This is a genomic window from Candidatus Paracaedibacteraceae bacterium (assembly GCA_019636055.1).
Lineage (GTDB): Bacteria > Pseudomonadota > Alphaproteobacteria > Paracaedibacterales > Paracaedibacteraceae > Paracaedibacter.
On the sequence record JAHBYH010000003.1, the window covers coordinates 33,797 to 58,552 of the forward strand.

Sequence of the window (24,756 nt, forward strand, 5' to 3'; positions counted from 1 at the left end):
TGATCAGCATAGAGAGTAAATGTTAAAATCCCGTAAAAAATAAAAAAAAATGGCACTTGGTAATAAAAAAACATTGAAATTATTTTTTTTGATGTTATTTATGATGTAGGCGTCGGAAGAACAACAATAAAAACCGATGCCAATTTTTTTATCCTAAAAATTTGTGTTTTCTATCCCTCTTTACAAAAGAGCTCGAAAGTCTATATCCTTAGTTATCGAATAACCAAAGGATACAACCATGATTTCACAAGAATCCCTAAACACCCTTTTTTTAGACGCGCGTACCCATAATGCGTGGCAAAATAAGCCCGTTAGCAATGAGCTTCTGCGTCAAGTTTTTGATTTAGCAAAAATGGCACCCACCAGTGCAAACTGTTCACCCATGCGTATTATCTTTATTCGATCTCAGGAAGCAAAGGAAAAGCTAAAACCTTGTCTTGCTGCAGGAAATGTTGATAAGACAATGACGGCGCCTGTAACCGCAATTGTGGCGCATGATCTTGAATTTTATGAGCATATGCCTCGGTTATTTCCTCATACGGACGCCCGGTCTTGGTTTGTAGGGAATGAGCCATTTATCAAGAGTACAGCTGAGTTTAACGGAGCCTTGCAAGCGGCCTATTTAATTATGGCAGCACGTGCTTGTGGTTTGGATTGTGGTCCGATGACGGGCTTTGATAAGCAAACTGTGGATGATGCCTTTTTTGCAGGAACAACATTCAGATCCGATATGTTGTGTAATCTGGGCTATGGTGATGTTGCCGGTCTGCATCCACGCAGCCCTCGCTTTGATTTTGACGACGTGTGTCAGGTTTTGTAAAAACATTCTGTCAATTAAAAAACCCCCAATTCATAACGAGTTGGGGGTTTCTTGACCAAGGTCATTTCATAGCACGATTAAAGGCAAAAAATGCTTTTAATAAAATTCCAAGCGCGTTGTAACAAGCTTGGCTTTACAACTTCAGCTTTTGGTTGATGTATAAAAGGCTTTGCTTCCTTTAATTTATCAAAGCTGTTGCTGCGTGCTAATTTTTCGGGTTGTTGTGCAGGTTGAACTGTAAACCCTGTGACACCCATCAAGCTATCACCAAGACCTTTACCACTTGGTAGGACAAGTTCTTGATGACCACTGAGGCTGCCAAATAGGTCTTGAGTTCGTTGCAATGCAACAGGTTCAGCCATCGCCGTTCCTGTTAACCCTGAAATAACCAAGGCAGAAGTAAGGATTATTTTCATCTTTTTTCTTCCTTTGATTATTTTAGTGATCATTATTATGATCACTACTTCCAGACTCTAACGAGTCTGAAACTGGTAGGACTGATTTCAGAGCATCAGATGTCTGTGTTCTTAATTCAGTCAAAAGTGTATCGTACGTCCAGACCACACTTGATCTATGGTTTTTGTGAACAAGGGCTGCCAATTCATTGGTGTGACGGTCGATGGCCATAAGATCATCCGATAGTACAACTTGTGAACGACGAATATCGTCAACCCACTGAGCTACCTTTAGCATATCTTCTTTGGTCAAAGCAAAATGTGATCGTCCCTTAAACATGGCGGGATCTTTTGCAATCATGTCTTTAATTGTTTTTGCAATAAAATATGCTTCGAACCCTTGGCTTTCAAATGTTTCCAGTGGAATGTGAGCTAGTTCTGGTAATGCAAAATGGGTGATGATTTCACTGGCTGTCCCTATTTCATCAGAAACAAGAACCCAATCGGAACTTCGTCCTTTGTCTTCTAGCGTTGGTTGCTTGCTTTTAGGCCATAAAGATGCAAGCCAGCTTGATGGTTCTTGTTCTTTGCTTGATGAATCTTTCGTATCTGATTGCTTTCTGTCAAGCTCAATGCGTTGTTGAATTAAATCTTGAATGATATGTTGGTAAATTGCTGTTTTAACGCTTTGATCAAGATTTAATTGGCTGAGTTGGGTACGAAACTCACCAAACTTCGAGTCTTTTGCCATTATACCCAAGCATTTTTGAACATACTCAGTAGGAATATGCTGACCTGATTCGGATTCAACAAAAACAACAGAATCAAATTTTGAGACAAGTTCAGTTAACTCACTTTCCTTTAGTTCTGTTAAGAAAACTTGACCATAAACATGTCCTAGATACGTTGCAACATTTTGTGAGTAACGTGTGTGAAGTTCTTGTGATTCAACTGTCGGAATTGTCTCTTGAATTGGTTTGCTCATTGATGCTTGAAGTTTTTGTTCAATATCCTCAACAGTTGATAGGTGTTGGGCTAAATCAAGTTGTTCAGTTAGGGATTTATCCATCCCCAAACTACTTGTTTGAATGAAGTTGACTAAGCTTTCATGATAGCGTAATAGTTCGCTATAATCCTTGAGGGCAACTGCAAAGCCGGGCAAATCAGTGATGGGGCGACTGAAGTCAAATTGATCACGAATGCCACTATCAAGCAAGGCGTCAAGAGCAATAACGAAGTGGTCTAGACTCAGGCCATTCATAAGCGTTGTCATTGCTGTTTCGACATGATCAACTTTACTTTTTAATGCGCTTTTGGCTGCATCAATTTTGTTGAGAATAGCGATTGCTTCTTGGGTAAACTCAGCGGACAGAATCTGTCTTTTATCCTCATAAGGTTTTAGCTTTGTAGACTGGTCTTCTTTGCTAAGCCACGTATAGTGTTTTGCTAAGTGCTCGAGTTCTGCTTTTAGGAACTCAAAGGATGGGTGCTTGCGAATCGTATCAAGCAACTGTTGCTGTTCATCTGTGAGTTTTAATTGATCTGGAATTTCCCCATTCCAATAAGCCAACGCTCGGCTATACCAAGGCGCTGTCTTGGTAAAGTCAGATTGTTGTGTTTCAACGGCATCCAATGCTTTTGCAAGCTCAAATAATTTAATGCGGGCTACTGTGTCATGATGATTCGCTTGGGCGTGCCCTTGAGGCGCTGTTAAAAGTGCTAATCCTTCTGCTGTCTCATTTGAGCCGAGTAACGCTGCGGCAAGTTTTGTCAAGCCGGATGCTTCTAGGAGCAGGGATAATGGTGTGCTGACAGCAGAAGCCAAATCTTGGATCAAGGCAACAACAATACTTTGTTGGTTTAGGGCATCTCGTCCTTCATAGTCTTTGCGGAAAAGGTCGAGTTCTGTCGTTGATGGATTTGGATTCAAGCCAAAGAGTTGATGTTCTCCGCGGGTAACAGGCATGAACTGGTTTACGTAATAAGTTGCTGTTAACCGAAGCGTCTTCATGGTCATCTCGACAAGTTTTCGACGAGATTCATCCAGACCACGAGGGAGGGCCGCTTGTAATAATCCATTACTTGCCCAGTAGGCAACGCCCGAGCCAATTGCGCCATCAAGATACGGGATTGATGTTAATGACTCACCGATAGAATACCCGATAAAGCCGATTGTCCCTGTAATAAACTGAGAATTATTATGAATCGTACGCGCAACTGCTAGGCCAACAGGATCGCTGATTTTTTCAGCTGTCAACCCTGCGATTCCAATGACGGATTCAATAATCCCCTGACGTATATAATGGGATAAGCGTGGATTGATATAATTCCATAATGCAGAAAAGCTTGGCTGAGTTTCTTGTGTCAGTAATGGTAATGATTCGGCATTATCATAATCAGTAAGGGCTGATTCAAGGACCTTTTCACCAATCATTTTTCCTGATAGACCAATGAGCCCCATTGACCCAATCATTGTTTGTGTGATTTTAATGCCGGTGATTTGTTCAAAGTATTTGACGGTGAGTCGAGCAAATTGAGCATCAATCTGATTCATTAAAAATGAATTGATGGCTGAGTTGTTGACCAGAGAAATAAGGATACCGCGTAGAGGAAGAGCAGTTGGTAAAATGGCATTAAGAAAGCTGGCTGAGGCGCTCAATGTAACATCATAGTGTGTTTCTGTTACATTGCGCTCGGGTATGAATACTTTTTTTGGGCTGCCAAAAGCACCTGTTCTCAATAAGGATTGGTAAATACCTTCACGAACAAGAGTAAATATTTCTTTGACTGAGTCCGCATCGAGTTCACCACGTTTTTGTGCCTCAGCATTTCTTTGCTGATATTGTTTCAGGCTTGTCCCCATTACTTTTTGAATGAGTTGTCGTGTCGTGCTTTCACTAACTTCTTTGAGTTCCCCTTTCCAAATGGATTTTAGGAAATCCTGCGTACCGCTTGTGTAGGACGAAAACCCATCTTTAGCCCCTTTGATGAAACTGCGCCCCGTTTCACTTGAGGTGTTTTGAGTTAATGTTTTTTGAATGTTACTGTTTTCAACAAAGAATGCATCCACAGGACGGAGCGTTAAGTCTTGGCTAGTTAATTCCATTGACCAAGAAATGCTGGACAATACGGTGCTAAAGCATAATGCGATAGAAATGGATTTGCGAATCATGAAATACCCCTTAGTTTTCTTGCTTTTTTTTATATAGGGAGGTAAAACTTGTTTTTCAATAGAAAAAATGGCGTCCCCTACGGGATTCGAACCCGTGTCGCCACCGTGAGAGGGTGGTGTCCTAGGCCTCTAGACGAAGGGGACGGAATATGTATTATTTTATAGAGTGTTTGGGGTGGATATGCAAGATTTAAATTTGTTTTGGCTTTAGCTTCTAAAAAAGGGGTGGTAATTTTTTTGCCCTGTATGTAGCATAACTAGCATCGTTGTCACTATCAGCGTCTCGAGGACGTTTTTTTTGATTCTCTTGTTGAACAGGATCGTCTTGATCATCATCTGTTTCCTCTGTTTCTTCGGTTGAGTCAATATCTTCTGAGTCTGTGGAGTTTTCACTCTGAAATATAAAATCAGAAAGTTGACCAAATATATCATGATTAAAACTTTCAAGGTCTTTGGGACTGAATCTTAGAAAATCTATGGCGCAGTAAAACGTTTGTTTCCATCTATCCATCTCCTTAAAAACATCTGTTTCGGTTATGGTATTTTGGTCAATTGTTGTTAGGGCAAAGTAGAATAAGTAATACAGAACACTAAGTTCATGGAGTAAGTCTACTTTTGTAGGGGTAAGCGTTTTTGTCAGAAGGTTCTGGTGCGCCCTTGAAACAAGAGTTTTTAGTGAATTCATGTGTTTGACCACAAGGTCAAGGCTGAATTCAATATCGTTTGCTTCTAAAAGAGCTATTGCAAAAAAGGATAATTTATCCAAAAGGTCAATTACGGTATACGTTTCTGTTTCGGTATCAAATCTAGAGTATGATGCCATCACATTATCAGGTAATAATAATAGATTGGGTGTGTCTTCAATTACCTCTATAATGTCCCTTCTTGTGGTTTCTCCATTCTGGATGATATCAGCTATACTTTGAAGGAGAATTTTGTACTCGTCCCATAATTCCATTTCTCTAAAAAGCTGCTGAGGGGTAGGTGTGTTATGGCCGTTCTTTTTTAGCTCAAGTAATGCTCGCCTTTTGATCGCTAAATTGGTTTTTTTTATTATTTTTAAGTCTTGGGTATGAATCTCCGGGTAGCGTTTAATTACCCTTGTTGCTGGTGGAGTTTCGTCAAATGTAAGCATTGTGTCTGAGGCTAGTTTTGCTCGATATTTTTTGTTTAAAAGGGCAATAGTTCGACTTAAAGATTCCATGATCGTATATTTCTGGTCTATTGGCATCGATGATATAACAAAGTGAGTTGCGTTTACCTTATTTTTGGGGAATGTTCTTCGGTTCCATATACTTTGACAAAATTCTAGACTTTGAAGGCAACTTTCTATCAATAAGTTTTGTGACGAATCATTCGATCTGAATCCTGACAAAAGAAGTTGTGCTAGTGGTAGATAAAATTTTTCGTAAGATAGATAACTGATGGGAGGTGAGATAATGCTTGGACTATTGTAGGGAATATTAGTAAGCGTATTCGCATAGATTAAGAGATTGCCGAAAACAATTTCTTGAATTATTTCTTTGGGAAACGTCAGAAGCGATACCGTGTTGATTTTGCTGCAGAATTCATAGGTTGATCGGCAATCATATTCAGTTATTATTGAGTCAGGGATTTTCGGTGTAAATAGATCCGTTGTCAGAATTACTGGTGCTTTTTCTTTCAAAATAGAAGGATGCAATAGAGTTTCTTGAGCATGCAGAAAGTTTAATATAAGTAAAAATGAATTAAAAATAGTTTTAACCATGCTAAATCAATATAAGTGTTTTATAATGCTTATATTTGACTTTAAGGTAAACATATCAAGCTATTTCTAACTTAGTCCGGCAGCTCCAATAATCAGTCCCATGATAAATTTAACCGCAGGTATCATGATGGCTCGTAGAATGTCAATGCCAATCAGACTTGGTAACATCAGCAGGCCAAGAATAATAAACATACCGTAAGGTTCTGTTCGGCTATAGGGTTCTGCTAGACGATACGGCAAAAGGCGTTGTAAAATGCGACCGCCGTCGAGAGGGAGGATTGGGATTAAGTTAAAAACACCCAGAACCACATTAATCATAACAAGTCGGACAAGGATATCGTTCCCAAAGGTTTCTTTGTCAGGATTAATATGAAGAAGAAGGGCTGCAATAAATGCCAGAATAAAATTTGCACCGACCCCTGCAAATGACACCATAATTTCGCCGAATCGTTGTGGTTTCAGATTTCGAAAATCAACGGGAACAGGTTTTGCATAGCCAAATAAAAATGGTGTTCCTGCCATAAACATGAGGCCTGGCAAGATAATTGTTCCAAACAAATCAATATGCGGAATTGGATTGAGCGTCAGGCGTCCCATCGATTCAGCGGTTCGATCGCCAAAAGCCTTTGCCATAAAACCATGAGCTGCTTCGTGGGTGGTTACAGCTAAGACCAGCGCAATTAGAGATGCTAGTGCAACAATCATATCCTGAGACATTTACATAACCTTTGTGTTGATGCCACCCCAATAATTTTTGAGGTGGTAGTTCAACTCAGCCCAGAGAGCTTCGTCATCGACTGATTGTAGTCGGTGACCTGACAATTGGCAAGACCTAAGTCGATCGTAACTTTGGGATGTCATTGCTGGGATGGCGGCGGCGATCTCTATCATTTCTGTCAAATCGCCGCTGCAGTGGAGGACGATGTCACAGCCGGCTTCTAATGATTGAGAAGCGCGTTCTGCCATGGAACCGCTTAGGGCTTTCATGGTCAGGCAATCTGTAATCAAAAGACCGCGGAAGTCTAGGTGTTTGCGAATGATTTTATCGATAACTGCGTCTGATTGTGTGGCAGGGGCTTGGTTATCAATATCATCATAGATGATGTGTGCCGTCATGCCCCAAGGTTGTGAGAACTTCTCTTCATTAATAAGGCGACAAACTTGACGAAAGACTGCAAAGTCATATTCCTTAAGAGTATCAAACGGGGCCTGCACAATAGGGAGTTTTTCATGGCTATCCACTAAAGCACGACCATGTCCCGGGATGTGTTTGATAATTGGAGCAACCCCAGAGCGTTGCAGGCCCCGGATCACATGTAGTGCTAAGTTGCTGACGATATCAACGGATTCATGGAATGCTCGGTCTCCGATAATGTGGTGGGCATCAGGAATAAGCAAGTCCATGACAGGGGCGCAGTCAACGTTAATCCCAAGTTCAGCCATCTCAACACCCATGAGATACGCATTAGACTCAACGGCCCAGCATGCTAAATCTAAATCATCATCAGCCATAGCGCCAAAAACACCTGCAGGTGGATATTGCCGCCAATGGGGGTGGCCTAAACGAGCGACGCGTCCACCTTCCTGATCAATGAGGATCGGGACATAGGTATGCGGAACACAGGCGCGCAAATCATGAGTTAATTGCTTAACCTGAGCCGGACTTTTGCAATTGCGTGTGAAGAGGATAAACCCTAAGGGCTCCACTCTTGAGAAAAACTCTTTTTCTTCGGGGGTTAATTCTGTACCGGAACAGCCAAAAATGACAGGCTTCATTGTTGCATAAGACATGGATGTTTGCTTTGAATGGGTGAGTTTATGCCTATCATACCGAATGTTTGGGGATCATGCTAGGGGAGATGCAAATCTATTGACTTATTCTTTCCCGGGATTATTTGAAGACGATCAATCTTAATGTGGTCGGGGGCCATAATACCCATTAAGGCGACGTTGATCGTTTAGGGGGGCTGTATGGCAAACTTTCTGACCAAGGCTGTTATAGCAATACAAGGGTTCGGGATCTGGTTGACAAGACGGATTTCGGGCCCATCCCTTTTTGACAAGGGTTTCGGAGTCGGGACGAAAGGGCATAAATGGATTACACCCGGATAGGATTAGAGTGAACAAGAAAAATAGCCTTGATTTCATCATAAATAAATCTAGTCTGATTGGTACCTTAGGATAAGCGTAACTTAGGTATGATTAATTATTGGTAAAATTATTTGTAACGATTCAGCCTATGGCTGCCACTCATATCCTGAATCATTACGATTATATAAAGTCATATCCTTAACTGTTTATTTAGAAAGAGATTGCTAAAGTTAAAGAAAGAGATAGGAGACTGTTATGATTATGGATATTGGACTTGAGAGAAAAGATTGCAAGCTTGTTGCTGATACCATGCTGCGTATTTTAGCTGATACATTCGTCCTATCACTCAAGGTGCGAAATTTTCACTGGAATGTAACAGGGATTTTCTTTAAGCCGTTGCACGAACTCTTCCAAGAAATTTATGAAGATTTAGACGAATCTGGGGATGAAATTGCTGAACGCATTCGCGCCCTTGGATTCTATTGCCCCGGTAGTTATGCTGAATTTATAGCCGTCAGTGCCATAAAAGAAGAACGTGGCCATCTCGAAGCACTAGACATGGTGCGTCGACTTGTATTAGATTTAGAGCTACTTATCCGACGAATTGACGAAGTTAAGTCCGTGGCCATGTCTGTTGATGATGATGCCAGCGCTGATTTAATGATCGAACGTCTAGCTGATTTAACTAAGTTCGCTTGGATGCTCAGAAGCCATTTAGAATAAGGAACAATATATGCGCGCCAACGTCGTTGAAGCCATTACAGGTGCTGTTGTGCTTGCTGTTGCAGGTGTGTTTTTTTATCATGCCTATACCAGCAGTGGGACAAAAGTTACGGATGGTTACCACCTGACAGCTAATTTTGACCGTATCGACGGATTGGTCGAAGGAAACGATGTTAAGCTTAGCGGTGTCAAGGTTGGTGACGTGTCTAAGATTTCAATTGACCCAAAAACCTATTTGGCGCAAGTAACTATGTCTTTGGAAAAGAATGTCCAACTTCCCGACGATACTTCAGCTCAGATCGTGAGCGAAAGCCTGATGGGCGGTAAATATATTGCTTTGGTGCCCGGTGGTAGCGATGACCTTTTAAAAGATGGCCAGCACATCACACATACTCAATCCTCTGTTAATTTAGAAGGGCTAATCGGTAAATATATCTTTAGCGGCGAAGATAAGAAGTAAGTCTTGCTAATAGGGCGCAATCTTATACATTTATTTTTATCGTGCTTATTACCCATTTACAAAACCTTGATAAGTTTAGTAATGTATTATCATAAATTTACCTAAAATATGTGTGATGATGCGACAACGCCCATTATCTCCGCACCTTCAGGTGTACCGTTTGCCCCTTACGGCAATTTTATCAATTTGCCACAGAATTTCCGGTTTTGCTTTGTTTTTTTCGCTGCTGTTTTTTATTGGATGGCTAGGGACACTGTGTTTTTCGTCAGATTGTTATGTGTGGGGGATTCAGCACTTAAGCTTGCTTCCGGGGCAACTTATTATTTGGTTGAGTGCCTTTGCTTTTTTTTACCACTTGAGTAATGGGTTGCGACATATGATTTGGGACTGTGGATATGGTTTTGAGAAATCAACATCATGTAAGTCCAGTTTGTTTGTTGTTTTTATGGCTTTTGCTTTAACCCTAGGTCTATGGAGTGTCTGCTAATGACTCAAGAATTACGCTCCTCCTTAAAACGAGTCAAAGGTCTTGGGACAGCTAAAGATGGAACCGATCATTGGATAGCTCAACGTTTGAGTAGCATTTTGGTTGCTTTTTTCGGGCTCATTGTTATGGGATGGTTGTCACAAAATTACCATTTGTCCCAAGCTGATATGATTCAGGCGATTGGCAATCCTTGGGCTGCAAGCATCGTGTTTTTATTTGTCGCATCAACCAGTTATCATGCCGCTTTAGGGCTTCAGGTTATTATCGAAGATTACGTTCACAACAATTTCTGGCGATATTGGCTGATTATGAAGGTGCGTCTTGCTGGCTATATTTTGCCGGTTATTGCTTTATTTATTCTTATTCAACTTATGCTCATAGGGTCAAAATAAAATGACACAAACCCATAAAATCACAGATCATCGCTTTGATGTTATCGTTGTTGGTGCTGGTGGTGCCGGTCTTCGGGCAACCTTAGGAATGTCGGCCGCTGGTCTAAAAACCGCCTGTGTCACCAAAGTGTTTCCAACACGTAGCCATACGGTTGCGGCCCAAGGGGGTGTTGGTGCTGCTCTTGGGAATATGGGCGATGGCGATAACTGGAAAAACCATTTTTATGACACGATTAAAGGCTCTGACTGGTTAGGGGATCAAGACGCTATTGAATACATGTGTCGCAATGCGATTCCTTCCGTCATTGAATTGGAACATTTTGGTGTGCCGTTTTCGCGAACGCCTGAGGGGAAAATTTATCAGCGTCCGTTTGGTGGGCATACCATCAATCAGGGCGAGTCCATGGCAAAACGTGCTTGTGCTGCGGCTGATCGGACGGGGCATGCGATTTTACATACGCTGTATCAGCAATGTCTGAAACACCAAGCTGAATTCTTTGTTGAATATTTCGCCCTAGATTTAATTATGGATGACAAGGGGCGGTGCCGTGGTGTGATGGCATTATGTCTTGAAGATGGTACGCTTCATCGTTTTCAGGCACATATAGTTGTTCTGGCGACTGGTGGGTACGGCCGTGCTTTCTTCTCTTGTACGTCGGCTCATACCTGTACGGGTGATGGTAATGCCATGGTTTTGCGGGCGGGCTTGCCGTTGCAAGATATGGAGTTCATTCAATTCCATCCGACAGGAATTTATGGCTCCGGTTGTTTGATTACTGAGGGCGCACGTGGTGAAGGCGGGTACTTAACCAACAGTGCCGGTGAGCGTTTTATGGAACGGTATGCGCCGAATGCTAAGGACCTAGCTTCTCGTGATGTGGTGAGCCGAGCGATGACTATAGAAATCCATGAGGGTCGTGGTGTTGGCCCCAAAAAAGATCACATCTATCTCCATTTAGAACATTTAGACCCAAAGGTTTTGCATGAACGGTTGCCGGGGATTTCTGAGACTGCTAAGATTTTTGCTGGCGTTGATGTTACCAAACAGCCAATTCCTGTGATTCCAACGGTCCACTATAATATGGGGGGAATTCCAACCAACTATATGGCAGAAGTTGTCAAAGACGATAAGGGAACAGTTGTTCCGGGATTGATGGCGATCGGTGAAGCGGCTTGTGTTTCTGTACACGGCGCTAATCGTTTGGGCACGAACTCCTTGTTAGACTTAGTTGTATTTGGACGTGCAGCAGCACATCGGGCTATTGAATTGATTCGACCTAATTCGCCGCATGAGGTTTTGCCGGATTCAGCGGGGCTGGATGCGATTGAGCGTATGGAAAAAATTCGTACAAATAAAGGAACGTTGATGTCCAGTGAGATTCGCTTGAATATGCAACGAACCATGCAACGATTCTGTGCCGTATTCCGTGATGAAAAATTAATGTCTGAGGGGCAAGAAAAGATCCAACAAGTTCATGCGTCTTTGAAAGATCTGAACATAGCCGATAAAAGTTTAATTTGGAATAGCGATTTGGTTGAAGCCTTAGAGCTTCATAACTTGCTAGAACAATCCTTAGTAACCTTGGCTTCAGCTGTGAACCGCAAGGAAAGTCGCGGGGCTCATGCTCGCGAAGATTTTACAGAACGGGATGATGAAAACTGGATGAAACATACGTTATGTCAATTGGATAAAGGGAAAACTAAGATTAGCTATCGCCCTGTGCAAATGAAGACGTTAACAGATGAGATTGAGGTTATCCCTCCGAAAAAGCGCGTGTATTAAAAGGATCGAATGATGGTTGAATTTTCTTTACCTCGGAACTCTAAGCCAACGCAGGGCAAGCATCATGCGTGTACGACAAAATCGGATACTGTTCGTACGTTTCAAGTGTATCGTTGGAATCCGGATGATGGTCATAATCCACGTATAGACTCATTTGAATTAGACATGAATGAGTGTGGTCCTATGGTATTGGATGCCCTTCTCAAGATTAAGAACGAACTCGATTCATCCTTGACGTTTCGTCGGTCATGTCGTGAAGGGATTTGTGGCAGTTGTGCTATGAATATCGATGGAACAAACACGTTGGCCTGTACCAAGCCAATCAGTGAGGTTAAGGGGACGGTTAAGATCTATCCCTTACCCCATATGAATGTTGTTAAGGATTTGGTTCCTGATTTGACAATAGCTTATGCCCAATATGCCTCAATAAAGCCATGGATCCAATCGGATACAAAGCCTGGTGAGCGTGAGCGTTTGCAAAGTGAAGAAGACCGTGCCAAATTGGACGGCTTGTGGGAATGTATCTTGTGTTTTAGTTGCACAACCAGCTGTCCGAGTTATTGGTGGAATGGGGATAAGTACCTAGGACCAGCAACCTTGCTTCAAAGTTATCGTTGGATTGCAGACAGCCGTGATGATCATACAGGTGAGCGTCTTGATGATCTTGAGGATCCGTTTAAGCTCTATCGTTGTCATACAATTATGAATTGTACCAATACGTGTCCCAAAGGCCTTAATCCCGCCAAGGCAATCGGCGAGATTAAAAAGCAGTTGGTTGAACGCAAAGTATAACTATTCAGGTTTATTAGAATTTGTTGAGGTATTCGCTCTCTTTTTGTTGAAAAGAGGGGAGTTATTCAAAGCTGATGGATCCGCGTAAGAGCTGAGTGTTGGAAGCGAAGAATTCGCCCTTAATCTGTGGATAGAATTTGTGCTTATATGGGGTGAGCTTGGCTCTGATTGTGGTTTTGGCGGCGTTGATGATCTTGAGGACGAACTCTCACTTTCGCTGCTACTGGATGTGCTGGATTTTGAGTTTCGTACCCTGTCTCTTAGAAAATCGATAGCTAATAACTCAGATTGTGAGAAACTAGTTTGATTCTGAATAAGCATATCAAATTTCACAGCTCCATCCAGTTGGCGGCGAAGACGAACTGATTCATCATTGTTGTCGGAACCAAAGGTTTTTACCAATCTATCTTGGATGTCGCGAATTAACTTTAGCATTTCTAAAAGTGAGTTAAAGGCAGATTCTTTTGCGTTATAGTCTACAGGTTTTCCTGATACTAAGTGTATCCCTCTAAGATACTTTGCTTTCTCAAGGTCAAGTGCATAATCCAAAGCATGGGCTAAAATGACATTAATAGCCTTGGTAATTGCTTGGTAGGATAACTCAGTGTCGGAACTCAGGATGCTAATATGGTCTATTTTTAAGTGATCTTGAAAAACACTGAGGGATTGCCCTAAACTTCTAACTTCAGGTTGAAGTTTCTCGAGAACTTGTATTTCTGTTGGGGTATGTTGTTGCAAAGTCAGAGGGTCGGCCGCGTGTGTTATTATTATCATAGATACACCGGCAAGAATATTTTTTATGTATTTTGTATTCATCATTTTTAATTTAGCTCTAATAGACTATTATTTTGCACATTAAATGTCGCTCTAATCTCAGATAGGTGTCATTGTTTGTAAAATCAAGGAAATTAATTTGCTATAGTTTAATCTTTTAGCGTTTTATGTTTTTATTGAGTTATATTCTTCAAAAATAGGTGTTTGACGCTATTTTTAAAGTTGTTTATGATCTTGGTAGTATCATAATATAGAAGTTTGTCGCATGTCCCGTTATACTGTTGTTCCATCCGTTTATTTAATCCCTTTGAAAGATAATAAGACAGTTTTAGGGGTGCGTCGGAATACGCCGTGGATGAATGGTTATTATGCAATGATCTCCGGGCATGTCGAGGAAGGCGAGACGCCCGAGGAAGCAATCATTAGAGAAGCTCAAGAAGAAGCTGGTATTATGATAACGCCGGACGATTTAAATTTGAGTCTTATGATGTATCGGCGTCTTGACCGTGGAAATGTGGATTATTTCTATACGATTAGAAAATGGGATGGGCAAATCACAAATTGTGAGCCTGATAAACTAGGGGACTGGGAATGGTTTGATCTGACAAATGTGCCAGAAAATACCATTCATTATCTGACCTTAGCACTTGATCATGTTGCACAGGAATTGCCATTAAAACATATGAACTATAGTCGCTCTAGTTAAGAGCGTATCCCTCACATTCTTAATAACGGTGGGGTGTCTGCCCCATATTTTTTAGGGGAAACTAATTTGAATTATGCTTCTAAAATTGACCACACTCTGTGTTGTAATTCAGGTAAAAGATCTGTTTCAAACCAAGGGTTAGTTTTACGCCAACCGTTATTTCTCCAGCTCGGATGAGGCAGGGGAAAGTATGTTGGTAAAAACTCTTGCCAAGATTTGACGGTTTCTGTCAGCGTCTTCTTACGGTTATTCTTTAAATAATAGGCTTGAGCATATTGGCCAACAAGAAGTATCAATTGGATATTCGGTAGGTGTTTGAGGGTTGCTTCATGCCAAAGCGGCGCGCAAGCCGTCAGTGGTGGTAGGTCACCTCCCTTAGGATTACGTCCTGGATAGCAAAACCCCATCGGCATAAGAGCAATGTTGTCTGCGTTATAAAATTGTTCTCGGGTCATTTTTAGCCATAATCGTAAACGGTCTCCGCTTGCATCATTAAATGGTGCGTTCGTTTGATGCGCTTTAGTTCCCGGAGCTTGTCCAATAATCAGTATTTTTGCTCGCGGAGAGAGTTGCACCACGGGATTGGCCCCGAGGGGCAGACTTGATGCACAGTTCTGACAAGATTTTAATTTTTCTAGATGTCGGCTAAAGATATTATATTCTTCCATTTTGTAGCTCCCTAAAAAATTCTGAATTTTTATCTGATGGAAAAGCAAAAAAACTATTTATAAATAAGGGATTAATTATATTCCTGCTAAACATATCATATGATGGCTGATTTAAATAATGATTATAACGCGCAAGAACTTTTTTTCTATAAAGTATAGCCGATTCGTTATAAGTCGGCTATGCAAAGGGCATCATTCACGAACTCTTTTTACGCTTCGTTCCTTGTTTTTATAACCAAATTAAAATTATTTAGCTATATAATCAAAAAAGGGGCTGGAATTAGCCCCTTCTTAAGGTGTATGTTTATTTTTTCTCGTTACCGATAGCTTGTCGCGCTCAGTTTAGAGTCAAGTTCGGGTTTTTGTTTAGAGGGCATTTCAGAACCGGTGATTGGCTTGTTGTGACGGCTATCCATGCTCTTTGGTTGTGGGTCGCGCAAAACATAGCCACGGCCCCAAACGGTTTCAATGCAATCTTCTCCGTCAAGTGCTTCGGCCAATTTACGGCGGAGTTTACAAATAAACACGTCGATAATTTTCAACTCAGGCTCATCAATGCCACCATAAAGATGGTTTAGGAATGCTTCTTTTGTTAGCGTTGTTCCTTTGCGTAAGGATAGGAGCTCAAGAATCGCATATTCTTTACCTGTCAAGTGAACGATTTTATCGTCAACAGTTACCATGTGTTGGCGAAGGTTGACTGTCAAGCGGCCCGTTTTGATGACGGAATCAGAGTGACCGTGAGAACGGCGAATAATAGCATGGATACGTGCGAGAAGTTCAGATTTATTGAATGGTTTTGTGATGTAGTCATCAGCACCAAAACCAAGAGCTTTAACCTTGTCATCAATTTCTTTTAATCCGGACAAGATCAATGTTGGTGTTTTAACGTTTGATGCACGGAGTCTTTTAAGGACTTCATAGCCATCCATGTCAGGAAGCATCAAATCAAGAATAATTAAATCATATTCATATAACTTGCCAATCTCAAGGCCGTCTTCACCTAAATCAGTTGTGTCACAAACAAAACCTTCATTTTTTAACATTACCTGAAGGGTTTTTGATGTTGCTGAATCGTCTTCTATTAATAGTATTCTCATGATGCCTTCTCCACTCTCGACATAGGTCATACTTTAATGGTATCAAATAATTTAAAAATAACTAACGGATTTTTATATATTTTTAATAAAAATTTAACAAGTAGATTGCATTTTGTGTTAACCTTAAGCTAAAGTGCGGGTTTATGCTCGAAAGATTTTTTATTATGTCTTTGTTAACTATTTCAAAATTAGTCGAAAAAATACCAACCATTGTCATTTATGGTGAGGTCAAATCTGTCCAAGGATTATTGATTAAAGTTTCTGGGGCTAATAACCAAATCAGTGTCGGTATGCAGTGTACGATTGCAGCGGCAGAAGGGATTCGACTGGGGGAAATTGTCGGATTTGAAGATTCAACAGTTTTGGTTATGCCCTATGGTGGACTTGAAGGGATTCGTCCGGGGGCACGTGTTGATTTTGACTTACATGAAACCTATTTGAATCCGTGTGACGAATGGATGGGACGCGTTTTAAATGGTTTGGGGGAAGCAGTCGATCAAGTGGGGATTTTGCCTCAAGGGCCTGTCAACGTCCCTGTTCGTGGAACACCGCCACCAGCCCACCAACGTCATAAGGTTCATCAAAGAATAGGTGTTGGCCTTAAAGCAATTAATACGTTTCTGACGGTGTGTCGAGGTCAGCGTATGGGAATATTCGCGGGATCTGGGGTTGGCAAATCCATGTTAATGTCGATGTTAGCACGGTATACAGATTGTGATGTTTGCGTTATTGGCTTAATCGGTGAACGAGGGCGTGAAGTTCGCGAGTTTATTGAGGATACATTGGGGACTGAAGGGTTAGCAAAGAGTGTGATGATTGTTGCAACATCCGATGAGTCCCCGTTGATGCGGCGTCGGGCTGCTTATACAACCATGGCTGTTGCGGAATATTTCCGCGATCAAGGAAAGTCAGTTCTTTGTTTGATGGATAGCGTGACACGTCTTGCTATGGCACAACGTGAGATCGGTTTATCGACAGGGGAGCCACCCACAACCAAAGGCTATACGCCAAGTGTTTTTGTTGAATTAGCCAAAGTTTTAGAGCGAGCCGGGCCAGGGACAAATGAAGGCGATATCACCGCTTTTTTCACTGTGTTGGTTGATGGGGATGATCATAATGAACCGATTGCGGATGCCGTGCGTGGCATATTAGATGGGCATATTGTTCTGGAAAGAGCAATTGCTGAGCGTGGGCATTATCCGGCGATTAATATATTAAAGAGTCTTTCTCGTATGGTGCCGGCATGCCACAGTCCTGAGGAGCAAAGCCTGGTCATTCAGGCACGACAATATCTATCAGCCTTTGACGATATGGCCGATATGATTCGTCTTGGTGCTTATCGCTCTGGCAGCAATCCGCAGGTTGATAATGCAATCGAAATGAATCCAAAACTGATGGCATTTCTAGGTCAGCATCATAAAGAACACTTTGATTTGGATGATAGCTTTGCCTTGCTCAAGGAGATCATCGGTTAGGATAAGAGAAGACCCTGCAGACAAAGGAATCGATATGACGAAACGGGAAAAGACATATGAATTTCTGGGGAAATTAGTTGGCCTAGAATTGGATCAGTTACGGTTGCAATTGGCAAAATTGCAAGATCAGCGGGCAACCTTGGCTTCTCAAGTTGATCAAATGCGTGATAATGAACGCAGAGAAGCAGAAGTGGCAGCCAATAATCCTGTTGAGTCAATCACCATGCCTGTGTATGGTGCTTATACCCGAGAAACGCTAGAACGTTTGCAAAAGGATATTACAGTCTTAGACAATAAAATTGAAGAATTTTTGGATGGGGTCAGGTATCATTTCCAAGAAAGCAAAAAACTTGAAATAGCTCAAGAGCGTGAAGCGTCTGCGCATCAAAAGAAATTGAATAAACAGGAACAAAATTTTTATGACCAAATCGCCGAAAGCCGACACACCCGTCGTTCCAAGTCAGAATCTCGTTGAGCGGTTTCTCGAGGCGCAAGCAGCCGAACATGCTTCTGCTAAAAATACGCTGTTAGCATACGGTCGTGATCTCAAAGATTTTTTTAAGACGCTGCAAAAACCAGCTGAGACTATTGGGGCAGATGACATTCAAATTTATCTTGGAACTCTGGCTAATCAGAACGTTACAGCGTCAACGCAGGCACGTCGACTATCTTGTTTGCGGCAGTTTTTTCGGTTTTTGATGTCAGAATCAATCGTTGATAAAGACCCGACATTCACAACTGAATCCCCAAAAACACGGCGATCTTTACCAACCGTCTTGTCCGTTGCCGATGTCGATAAACTTTTGATTACAGCTTCGCAGCGCCGTGATTCTGCAGGCATTCGCTTGTATGCGATGTTGGAAATTATGTATTCTAGTGGGATGCGTGTCTCAGAATTAGTTGGTCTTCCTTTGACTGTTCTCCCTAAAAACGTTGATAAGATATCGGGATTGCAAGTGCTTCATATCAAAGGAAAAGGGGGACGTGAACGTCTTGTCCCTTTGGCTGAACCCGCTGTTATCGCTCTTATCGATTATCTTAAAGTTCGAGATGATTTTATCAGTGAGAAAAATTATCGAAGTGACGTTTATTTGTTTCCTTCTTCATCAAAAGAAGGTCATTTAACTCGTATTCGTTTTTTTCAACTCTTAAAAGAATTGGCTGTGGCGGCAAATTTAGATCCATCCCTTGTAACACCGCACGGAATTCGCCATGCGTTTGCGACTCATCTTTTATCTGGAGGGGCTGACCTTTTAACAATTCAAAAATTGTTGGGACATGCTGATATTGCAACAACTCAGATTTATACACATCTGACAGCAGACCGAATCATTGATCTTGTGAATCATCATCATCCGTTGAGAAAACAGAAGGGCTAATATTTTTGTTTTTTACAAATAAAAAAAATCCCTGAAAAAACAGGGATTTTTTAGTAGTGTGTTGGGGGAAATCCCTCAACACTTACTCAGCTTTTTTAGACTTTGTTGTCTTCTTAGCTTTGTTCATGGCTTCACCCAAGATGTCGCCCAAAGAAGCGCCGCTGTCGGCTGAACCAAATTCAGACATAGCTTGCTTTTCTTCGTCAAGCTCACGTGCCTTAATAGACAAGTTCGCTTTGCGACCTGAACGATCCATGGACAGAACCATCGCGTCAACTTTTTCACCAACGGCAAAACGGTCTGGGCGTTGTTCGCTGCGTTCACGGGATAAGTCAGCTTTTTTGATGGACCCGGTTAGACCAGATTCAAGAGCAACTTCGATACCTTTATCGTGAACTTCGGTCACTGTACCTGTTACAACCGTTCCTTTTTTCAAACCTTCGGCTGCAGCAGCATAAGGATCGTCGTTCAGCTGTTTAATACCCAAAGAAATACGTTCTTTTTCGGCATCAACATCCAAAACCTTAACTTTAATAACATCACCCTTCTTGAATTCAGAAGAATCATTGTTATCCCAAGAAACATCGGTCATGTGAACCATACCATCAATTTCTTCGTCAACGCCAACAAACATACCAAATTCGGTGATGTTCTTGATTTCTCCTTCTAGGATGCTTCCGATTGGGAATTTCTCAGCAAAACGAACCCATGGGTTTTCAGAGCATTGTTTTAGACCCAAAGAGATACGACGTTTTGTCATGTCAACTTCAAGAACTTGAACTTCAACTTCTTGGTTTTGTGTCAAAATCTTTGATGGGTGAACGTTTTTCTTTGTCCAGCTCATTTCTGTAACATAGATCAAACCTTCAACAGCCGGTTCGAGTTCAACGAATGCGCCGTAATCAGCGATATTGGTGATCTTACCTTTGTGACGTGAACCAGGAACATAGCGTTCTTCAACACCTTTCCACGGATCAGCTTCAAGTTGTTTCATGCCCAAAGAAATGCGTTGTGTGTCGCGGTTAAAACGAATGACTTGAACTTGAACGGTTTCACCAACCTTGAGCATGTCGCTTGGGTGGTTAATACGACGCCAAGAAATGTCGGTAACGTGAAGAAGACCATCAACCCCACCCAAATCAACGAATGCACCGTAATCTGTAATGTTTTTAACGATACCTTCAAGAACTTGACCTTCGGATAGGTTTGAAACCAATTCAGCGCGTTGTTCAGAGCGGTTATCTTCAAGAACTGCACGGCGGGAGACAACGATATTGCTGCGCAATTTGTCCATCTTCAAGATTTTGAATGGTTGGGCAATATTCATCAATGGTGTGATGTCGCGGATTGGGCGAACATCAACTTGGCTACCAGGCAAGAATGCAACTGCGCCTTCAAGATCAACAGCAAAACCACCTTTAACTTTGCCAAAAATGACACCGTTAACCAATTCACCGGTGATGGATGCTTTTTCAAGTTCACCCCAAGCAGCTTCACGACGAGCTTTTTCAACGCTGAGAACTGCACAACCGTTTTTATCTTCCATGCGTTCAACGAACACATCAATAAAATCACCAGCTTTAATTTCCGGAGCGCGACCTGGGCCTGCGAATTCGCGCAGTGGAATGCGACCTTCGGATTTTAGACCAACGTCAACTGTAACGAAATCTGAATCAACAGATAAAACATATCCCTTAACAACACTACCTTCGAATGAGGAGCGACCACGCAGGGATTCTTCGAGAAGATCAGCAAAGTTTTCTTTTGCGGGGGATTTTGCAGCGGATGTATTAGACATTTTTTTCCTTAAAACCTTATATGATTGAATTTACGACAAAGCGCAGCATACAAGGGGTTAGAGTTAATATACTCTATGCCCGACCATCAGGCAGAGAGATAAAAAACACGCTAAGCAGTTAATGTGCCTGGTAAGCATGATTTTTGTACATAATATGAGGCTTTTTGACACACTTCGTCAATAGTTAAATGTGTTGTATCAATGATATACGCATCATCAGCAGCATTTAACGGAGCACTTTGACGAGTTGAATCACGTTTGTCACGTTCAGACATCAATCGCTGAACTTCAATTTGGCAGATATTGCCCTCTTGTTTCATGCGACGTACGGCGCGGATTTCTTGATCCGCTGTTAGATAAATTTTGCAGTCTGCATCCGGGCAAATGACGGTGCCTATATCGCGCCCATCTAAAATGACACCTGCTTGTTCACCTGGGTCGCCATAGGCAAAATTACGTTGCAATGTATTCAGAATTTCGCGTACCTGAGGGATTGCTGCAATCTTAGATGCCATGGCAGCAACGGTTTCGTCCCGTAACCCTGCTTGATTAACATCTTCAATCTTAACAACCTTAGCCAGTTCAATGATCGCCTCGGTCATTGTTTCGTTGAATCCCTTAGCGAGCGTAAGTTTAGCCAGAACACGATATAGCAAGCCTGTATCTAAAATCTTGAGATTAAACGTATCCGCTAAATAATGGGCAACAGTCCCTTTGCCGGCACCCGAAGGGCCATCAATCGCTATAATCACTTTTTTTGCTTTCTCTTTTGTCATATCAACCAATACTTTAGACTATTTTATCATCTTCGTAAATAAGGGTAGTTGTTCTGTTGCGGAATACAAGAGGATAATAGAAAACGCGACAAAAATGCCGCGTTTTTATTAAGAACTAAAAAAACTTAGTGAGCTTTGTGTTCTTCAGCTTTTGGCGCTTCTTCTGTTTTGTGCTCTTCAGCCTTATGTTCAGTAGCTTCAGCAGTTTTTGGTGCTTCTGCAGCTTTGTGTTCTTCAGCTTTATGTTCCACAGCTTTTGGAGCTTCAGCGGCTTTGTGTTCTTCAGCCTTTGGTGCTGCAGCTTCTTCTTTCTTTTCACCCCAGCAAGCAGCTAATGCGAATGACAAAGCTGTTAATGCAAATAACTTTAACTTCATTTTATGTCTCCAATAGGATTATGATAAATACAAGTCCATGATAACCCAATTTTCTAAAGAATGGGTTAATTTTTGGCTGTTTTAACCATTATTAATTTCTCTTGCTTGCTAACTGTATGAAAATATTTAGATACTTTGCTGTTATTTTTTTTGGTGTTATTTTGGGAGGCAGCGCTTTTCTCAATGCCTATTTGGCATCCGAAACAGTTAAGCAGAATGTTGAACAGGAATTTCTGGAATCATTAGAAAAACTAGGAATTAAATCAGCCAATGTCAGTCTTGATCATATTGAGTGGGGGGGTGTTTTTTATCCTTTTTCACTCCGTGTTCGGGCTGTTTCGATGCATGATGATGTGCGTCGGGTTGATGTGTCGAATCTAATCCTTGGGGTTAGCGCAAGTGCTTTGTTGTTGGGGGAAACCCGGATTAAACATGTTGCAGCACGCCATGTTAAGGTTGCTCATGATGACAAGGTGGCCCTATCTGGTGAGTTTGAGCTTTTGTTGAATTTGCCAAGAGCTACAGTCAAAGTGAATTTTTTAGATGTTTCATTTCCGGATTTGGCTGACCTTGATCCTATGTTCGCAGTGTTGAAGGGGATCGATTGCCCAACAACATTAGTTATTTCTGCTGATTATAATGGCCATGAAATAACACGCGGTGTTATCAAGGCAACGGTTGGTTCCGGGGAGATTATCTTCCCCCCGTACTATCCCAATAAAACACCGATTCAGCATGCTAAATTTGAGGTAAACTTGACGCCATCAAAGATTAAACTTACCCAGTTAACCGTGCGAACTGCAGATGCTTTTGCTCAACTGTCAGGAGCACTTCGTGGGCATTCCATCTTAACAGCTTTGCAGGCTGGGCAAGATGTTTCTTTGTCACTTCAAGGGAATCTTGATCGTCTGCCTGTTGATTTAATCAAGGTTTACTGGCCCCATGGGTTAGCTAAGGATGCTCGAGAATGGGTAACGACTAATTTATCAAAAGGCGAGGCTGAAAACGCAACGATCCAGATGAAGGCGACTTTGCATGTTGGTGATGTGCCTGCTCTAACAATCAAAGAACTTTCAGGGGATATTGATGCTAAGGGGGTGGATGTGGCTTACCTTGGCAATCTGCCTAAGGTTGTCGATACTTCGGGGCATTGTCGCTACACGAAATCTAATTTTATTATTGATGCTCATGGGACGTGCGATGGTATGGCTGTTAAGGATGCGCATCTGGATATCAGTCAATTGGATCAAGAGCATGGGCACATGGATATTGATCTTAAGGTTAATGGCGAACTTAAACCTGCTCTCAATTTGATTTCACAAAAACCGTTAGAGCTAACGCAAAAATTAGGGGTAGATCCTAAATTATTTGAAGGGCAAGCTGAGACGCATTTAAAGTTATCTTTTCCGTTAGATGATGATAGCAAACTCAAGGATGTGAAAGTTGATTCGGTTTCTGTTATTAAAAATGCCTCTGTGATTCATGGAAAATTAGGGCGAATTATGGAGGGAGGACTGTTAAAACTTGAGACAACAAACGAACAATTGAATCTTAAAGGAACGGCTTTGGTATCCCGTCATCCGTCAGAAATTGTGGCGTTTAAAAGCTTTAACAGTAACGACCGTAAACTGACGATAAATGGAAAGGATGCGCTCCATGACCCACGGTTTGGCGCGTTTTGGGTGTCTTTAATCAATGGGAAACTTTCAGGGGCTGTTGATCTGAGTAAAGTTGCATACGATATTCCGATGGCGCTTTTTATCAAGGAAGCCAAAGAACCTGGTAAGCTGATTTTTAATGGGTTTTACAACGATGACGGTGTGACATTATCTGACTGGGAATTGAAATTTGGGGCAGCTATGGCTCATGGGGCTGCAAAGTTAGCGGCGAAAGGTGCGCAAGAAATTACGATCCAGTCTGCCACAGCAGGAGGGATTCAAGGCCAAGGTAAGGTTATAATCCAAGATAACCATCTCGGGATTGCTGGGAGATTGCAGGCTCTTGATTTGGATCATGTTTACCACCATTATAATTCTGATGCAGGGGAATCGCCGTATTCTATTGATACTGATTTAAAAATTGAGCAACTTCAGTTGAGCCAGAAATTGACTTTTGGTCAGGTTAATCTGAGGGTGACACACTCAAAAGGTGACTTGACCTCGTTAAAGTTAATGTCAGACAAACCGGGTGTTCTTGAGGTTTTTGTGACTCCGGAGAAGAGCGGTATTAAACATATTACATTGTTGTGCCATAAGGCAGGTGATGTTTTGGATTATTTTATGCCAAACAGCGATTTTGAAGGAGGAACGCTTAATTTAGTTGGGCAATTGTCTGGTAAGCCGGGACACAAAGTATTTAAAGCTGAGATCGACTTGCGTGATTTCGTTGTTATCAAGGCTCCCCTATTGGCTCAGATCTTGTCTTTGTCGTCTTTGGATGGGATTATGCGGACATTGACAGGGCAAGGCGTTAGCTTTTCTAATACCATAGGGCATTTAGAGTGGGGGAATGATAAGGTAATTCTAAAAGATATTCATGCTTCGGGTTCATCAATTGCCTTGACCTTAGATGGCACAGTCAACCTATTAACTGATAATATTGCCATTGAAGGTGAGCTCTATCCTATTAATAGTTTGAATGTGATATTGGCTAATATCCCGCTGGTGGGGCAAGTACTCGGTGGTGGAAAGAGTCGGGGCGTTTTTGCCACAGCATTTAACCTGACGGGAAAACGTCAAAATCCTGTGATATCGGCAAATCCCTTGTCGACCATTGCTCCACAGAGTGTGAAGGAACTCTATAAAAAACAGGTTAATAATGAAAAATAACAAAGTGCGCTTA

23 protein-coding genes and 1 tRNA gene are annotated in these 24,756 nt (G+C 41.8%); 12 read left to right on the forward strand and 12 right to left on the reverse strand.

The window, feature by feature from the left end; genetic code table 11:
• Positions 1-238 precede the first annotated feature (238 nt).
• Positions 239-820 (forward strand): malonic semialdehyde reductase, encoded by a 582-nt coding sequence (locus tag KF820_05785; protein ID MBX3457854.1) that lies wholly within the window; start codon positions 239-241, stop codon positions 818-820.
• A 77-nt stretch (positions 821-897) separates the two neighbouring features.
• On the opposite strand, the gene KF820_05790 is transcribed toward KF820_05785, so the two are convergent.
• The 6 genes from KF820_05790 to nagZ all read right to left on the reverse strand — a co-directional run bounded on the left by KF820_05790 (position 898) and on the right by nagZ (position 7,925).
• The gene (locus KF820_05790) at positions 898-1,236 is read right to left on the reverse strand and encodes a hypothetical protein (GenBank protein MBX3457855.1); all 339 of its coding nucleotides are present in this window, start codon (positions 1,234-1,236) and stop codon (positions 898-900) included.
• 22 nt (positions 1,237-1,258) lie between these two features.
• On the reverse strand, positions 1,259-4,387 hold the full coding sequence (locus KF820_05795; GenBank protein MBX3457856.1) for a hypothetical protein: 3,129 nt from the start codon (positions 4,385-4,387) through the stop codon (positions 1,259-1,261).
• 68 nt (positions 4,388-4,455) lie between these two features.
• Positions 4,456-4,531, reverse strand: a tRNA-Glu gene (locus KF820_05800).
• A gap of 70 nt (positions 4,532-4,601) precedes the next feature.
• Entirely contained in the window at positions 4,602-5,591 is a 990-nt protein-coding gene (locus tag KF820_05805; protein ID MBX3457857.1) for a hypothetical protein, read from the reverse strand.
• A 609-nt stretch (positions 5,592-6,200) separates the two neighbouring features.
• Positions 6,201-6,851 carry a site-2 protease family protein gene (locus KF820_05810; GenBank protein ID MBX3457858.1) on the reverse strand — a complete coding sequence of 217 codons (651 nt, stop codon included), beginning with the start codon at positions 6,849-6,851 and terminating at the stop codon, positions 6,201-6,203.
• Positions 6,852-7,925, reverse strand: coding sequence for a beta-N-acetylhexosaminidase (gene nagZ / locus KF820_05815; GenBank protein ID MBX3457859.1), 1,074 nt, complete (start codon positions 7,923-7,925; stop codon positions 6,852-6,854).
• Positions 7,926-8,480: 555 nt separating this feature from the next.
• On the opposite strand from nagZ, the gene KF820_05820 reads away from it, so the two are divergent.
• The 6 genes from KF820_05820 (at position 8,481) to KF820_05845 (ending at position 12,862) form a co-directional block, all read left to right on the forward strand.
• Positions 8,481-8,948 carry a DNA starvation/stationary phase protection protein gene (locus tag KF820_05820; protein ID MBX3457860.1) on the forward strand — a complete coding sequence of 156 codons (468 nt, stop codon included), beginning with the start codon at positions 8,481-8,483 and terminating at the stop codon, positions 8,946-8,948.
• 10 nt (positions 8,949-8,958) lie between these two features.
• Positions 8,959-9,408 carry an outer membrane lipid asymmetry maintenance protein MlaD gene (gene mlaD, locus KF820_05825; GenBank protein ID MBX3457861.1) on the forward strand — a complete coding sequence of 150 codons (450 nt, stop codon included), beginning with the start codon at positions 8,959-8,961 and terminating at the stop codon, positions 9,406-9,408.
• A gap of 115 nt (positions 9,409-9,523) precedes the next feature.
• Entirely contained in the window at positions 9,524-9,895 is a 372-nt protein-coding gene (gene sdhC / locus KF820_05830) for a succinate dehydrogenase, cytochrome b556 subunit (protein MBX3457862.1), read from the forward strand.
• Entirely contained in the window at positions 9,895-10,287 is a 393-nt protein-coding gene (gene sdhD / locus KF820_05835) for a succinate dehydrogenase, hydrophobic membrane anchor protein (GenBank protein MBX3457863.1), read from the forward strand. The genes sdhC and sdhD overlap by 1 nt, the downstream gene beginning before the upstream one ends.
• Position 10,288: 1 nt before the next feature.
• The gene (locus tag KF820_05840) at positions 10,289-12,070 is read left to right on the forward strand and encodes a succinate dehydrogenase flavoprotein subunit (GenBank protein ID MBX3457864.1); all 1,782 of its coding nucleotides are present in this window, start codon (positions 10,289-10,291) and stop codon (positions 12,068-12,070) included.
• A 12-nt stretch (positions 12,071-12,082) separates the two neighbouring features.
• A complete protein-coding gene (locus tag KF820_05845; protein ID MBX3457865.1) occupies positions 12,083-12,862 on the forward strand; it encodes a succinate dehydrogenase iron-sulfur subunit in 780 nt (259 codons plus the stop codon).
• On the opposite strand, the gene KF820_05850 is transcribed toward KF820_05845, so the two are convergent.
• Positions 12,863-13,681 carry a hypothetical protein gene (locus tag KF820_05850; protein MBX3457866.1) on the reverse strand — a complete coding sequence of 273 codons (819 nt, stop codon included), beginning with the start codon at positions 13,679-13,681 and terminating at the stop codon, positions 12,863-12,865.
• Positions 13,682-13,901: 220 nt separating this feature from the next.
• On the opposite strand from KF820_05850, the gene KF820_05855 reads away from it, so the two are divergent.
• Positions 13,902-14,342 (forward strand): NUDIX domain-containing protein, encoded by a 441-nt coding sequence (locus KF820_05855; GenBank protein MBX3457867.1) that lies wholly within the window; start codon positions 13,902-13,904, stop codon positions 14,340-14,342.
• A 71-nt stretch (positions 14,343-14,413) separates the two neighbouring features.
• On the opposite strand, the gene KF820_05860 is transcribed toward KF820_05855, so the two are convergent.
• Positions 14,414-15,010 carry a uracil-DNA glycosylase family protein gene (locus KF820_05860; protein MBX3457868.1) on the reverse strand — a complete coding sequence of 199 codons (597 nt, stop codon included), beginning with the start codon at positions 15,008-15,010 and terminating at the stop codon, positions 14,414-14,416.
• 317 nt (positions 15,011-15,327) lie between these two features.
• Positions 15,328-16,110: a response regulator transcription factor gene (locus KF820_05865; GenBank protein MBX3457869.1), complete on the reverse strand. Its 783-nt coding sequence runs from the start codon at positions 16,108-16,110 to the stop codon at positions 15,328-15,330.
• Between the two features lie 164 nt (positions 16,111-16,274).
• Here KF820_05865 and fliI point away from each other — a divergent pair, with 164 nt between their 5' ends.
• The 3 genes from fliI to KF820_05880 are packed head-to-tail and all read left to right on the forward strand — an operon-like array spanning position 16,275 to position 18,964.
• A complete protein-coding gene (gene fliI / locus KF820_05870) occupies positions 16,275-17,585 on the forward strand; it encodes a flagellar protein export ATPase FliI (protein ID MBX3457870.1) in 1,311 nt (436 codons plus the stop codon).
• Positions 17,586-17,619: 34 nt separating this feature from the next.
• Entirely contained in the window at positions 17,620-18,060 is a 441-nt protein-coding gene (locus tag KF820_05875) for a hypothetical protein (protein MBX3457871.1), read from the forward strand.
• Complete coding sequence (locus KF820_05880; GenBank protein ID MBX3457872.1) at positions 18,005-18,964, forward strand: tyrosine recombinase; 960 nt, start codon at positions 18,005-18,007, stop codon at positions 18,962-18,964. Before KF820_05875 ends, KF820_05880 begins: the two co-directional genes overlap by 56 nt.
• Before the next feature lie 82 nt (positions 18,965-19,046).
• Here the strand turns inward: KF820_05880 and rpsA are convergent, their stop codons facing one another.
• From rpsA to KF820_05895, 3 genes are all read right to left on the reverse strand, one after another.
• The gene (rpsA, locus tag KF820_05885; GenBank protein ID MBX3457873.1) at positions 19,047-20,762 is read right to left on the reverse strand and encodes a 30S ribosomal protein S1; all 1,716 of its coding nucleotides are present in this window, start codon (positions 20,760-20,762) and stop codon (positions 19,047-19,049) included.
• A gap of 110 nt (positions 20,763-20,872) precedes the next feature.
• A complete protein-coding gene (cmk, locus tag KF820_05890; GenBank protein MBX3457874.1) occupies positions 20,873-21,538 on the reverse strand; it encodes a (d)CMP kinase in 666 nt (221 codons plus the stop codon).
• A gap of 125 nt (positions 21,539-21,663) precedes the next feature.
• Entirely contained in the window at positions 21,664-21,915 is a 252-nt protein-coding gene (locus KF820_05895; protein ID MBX3457875.1) for a hypothetical protein, read from the reverse strand.
• A gap of 116 nt (positions 21,916-22,031) precedes the next feature.
• On the opposite strand from KF820_05895, the gene KF820_05900 reads away from it, so the two are divergent.
• Positions 22,032-24,743 carry an AsmA-like C-terminal domain-containing protein gene (locus tag KF820_05900; protein MBX3457876.1) on the forward strand — a complete coding sequence of 904 codons (2,712 nt, stop codon included), beginning with the start codon at positions 22,032-22,034 and terminating at the stop codon, positions 24,741-24,743.
• Positions 24,744-24,756: the final 13 nt, after the last annotated feature.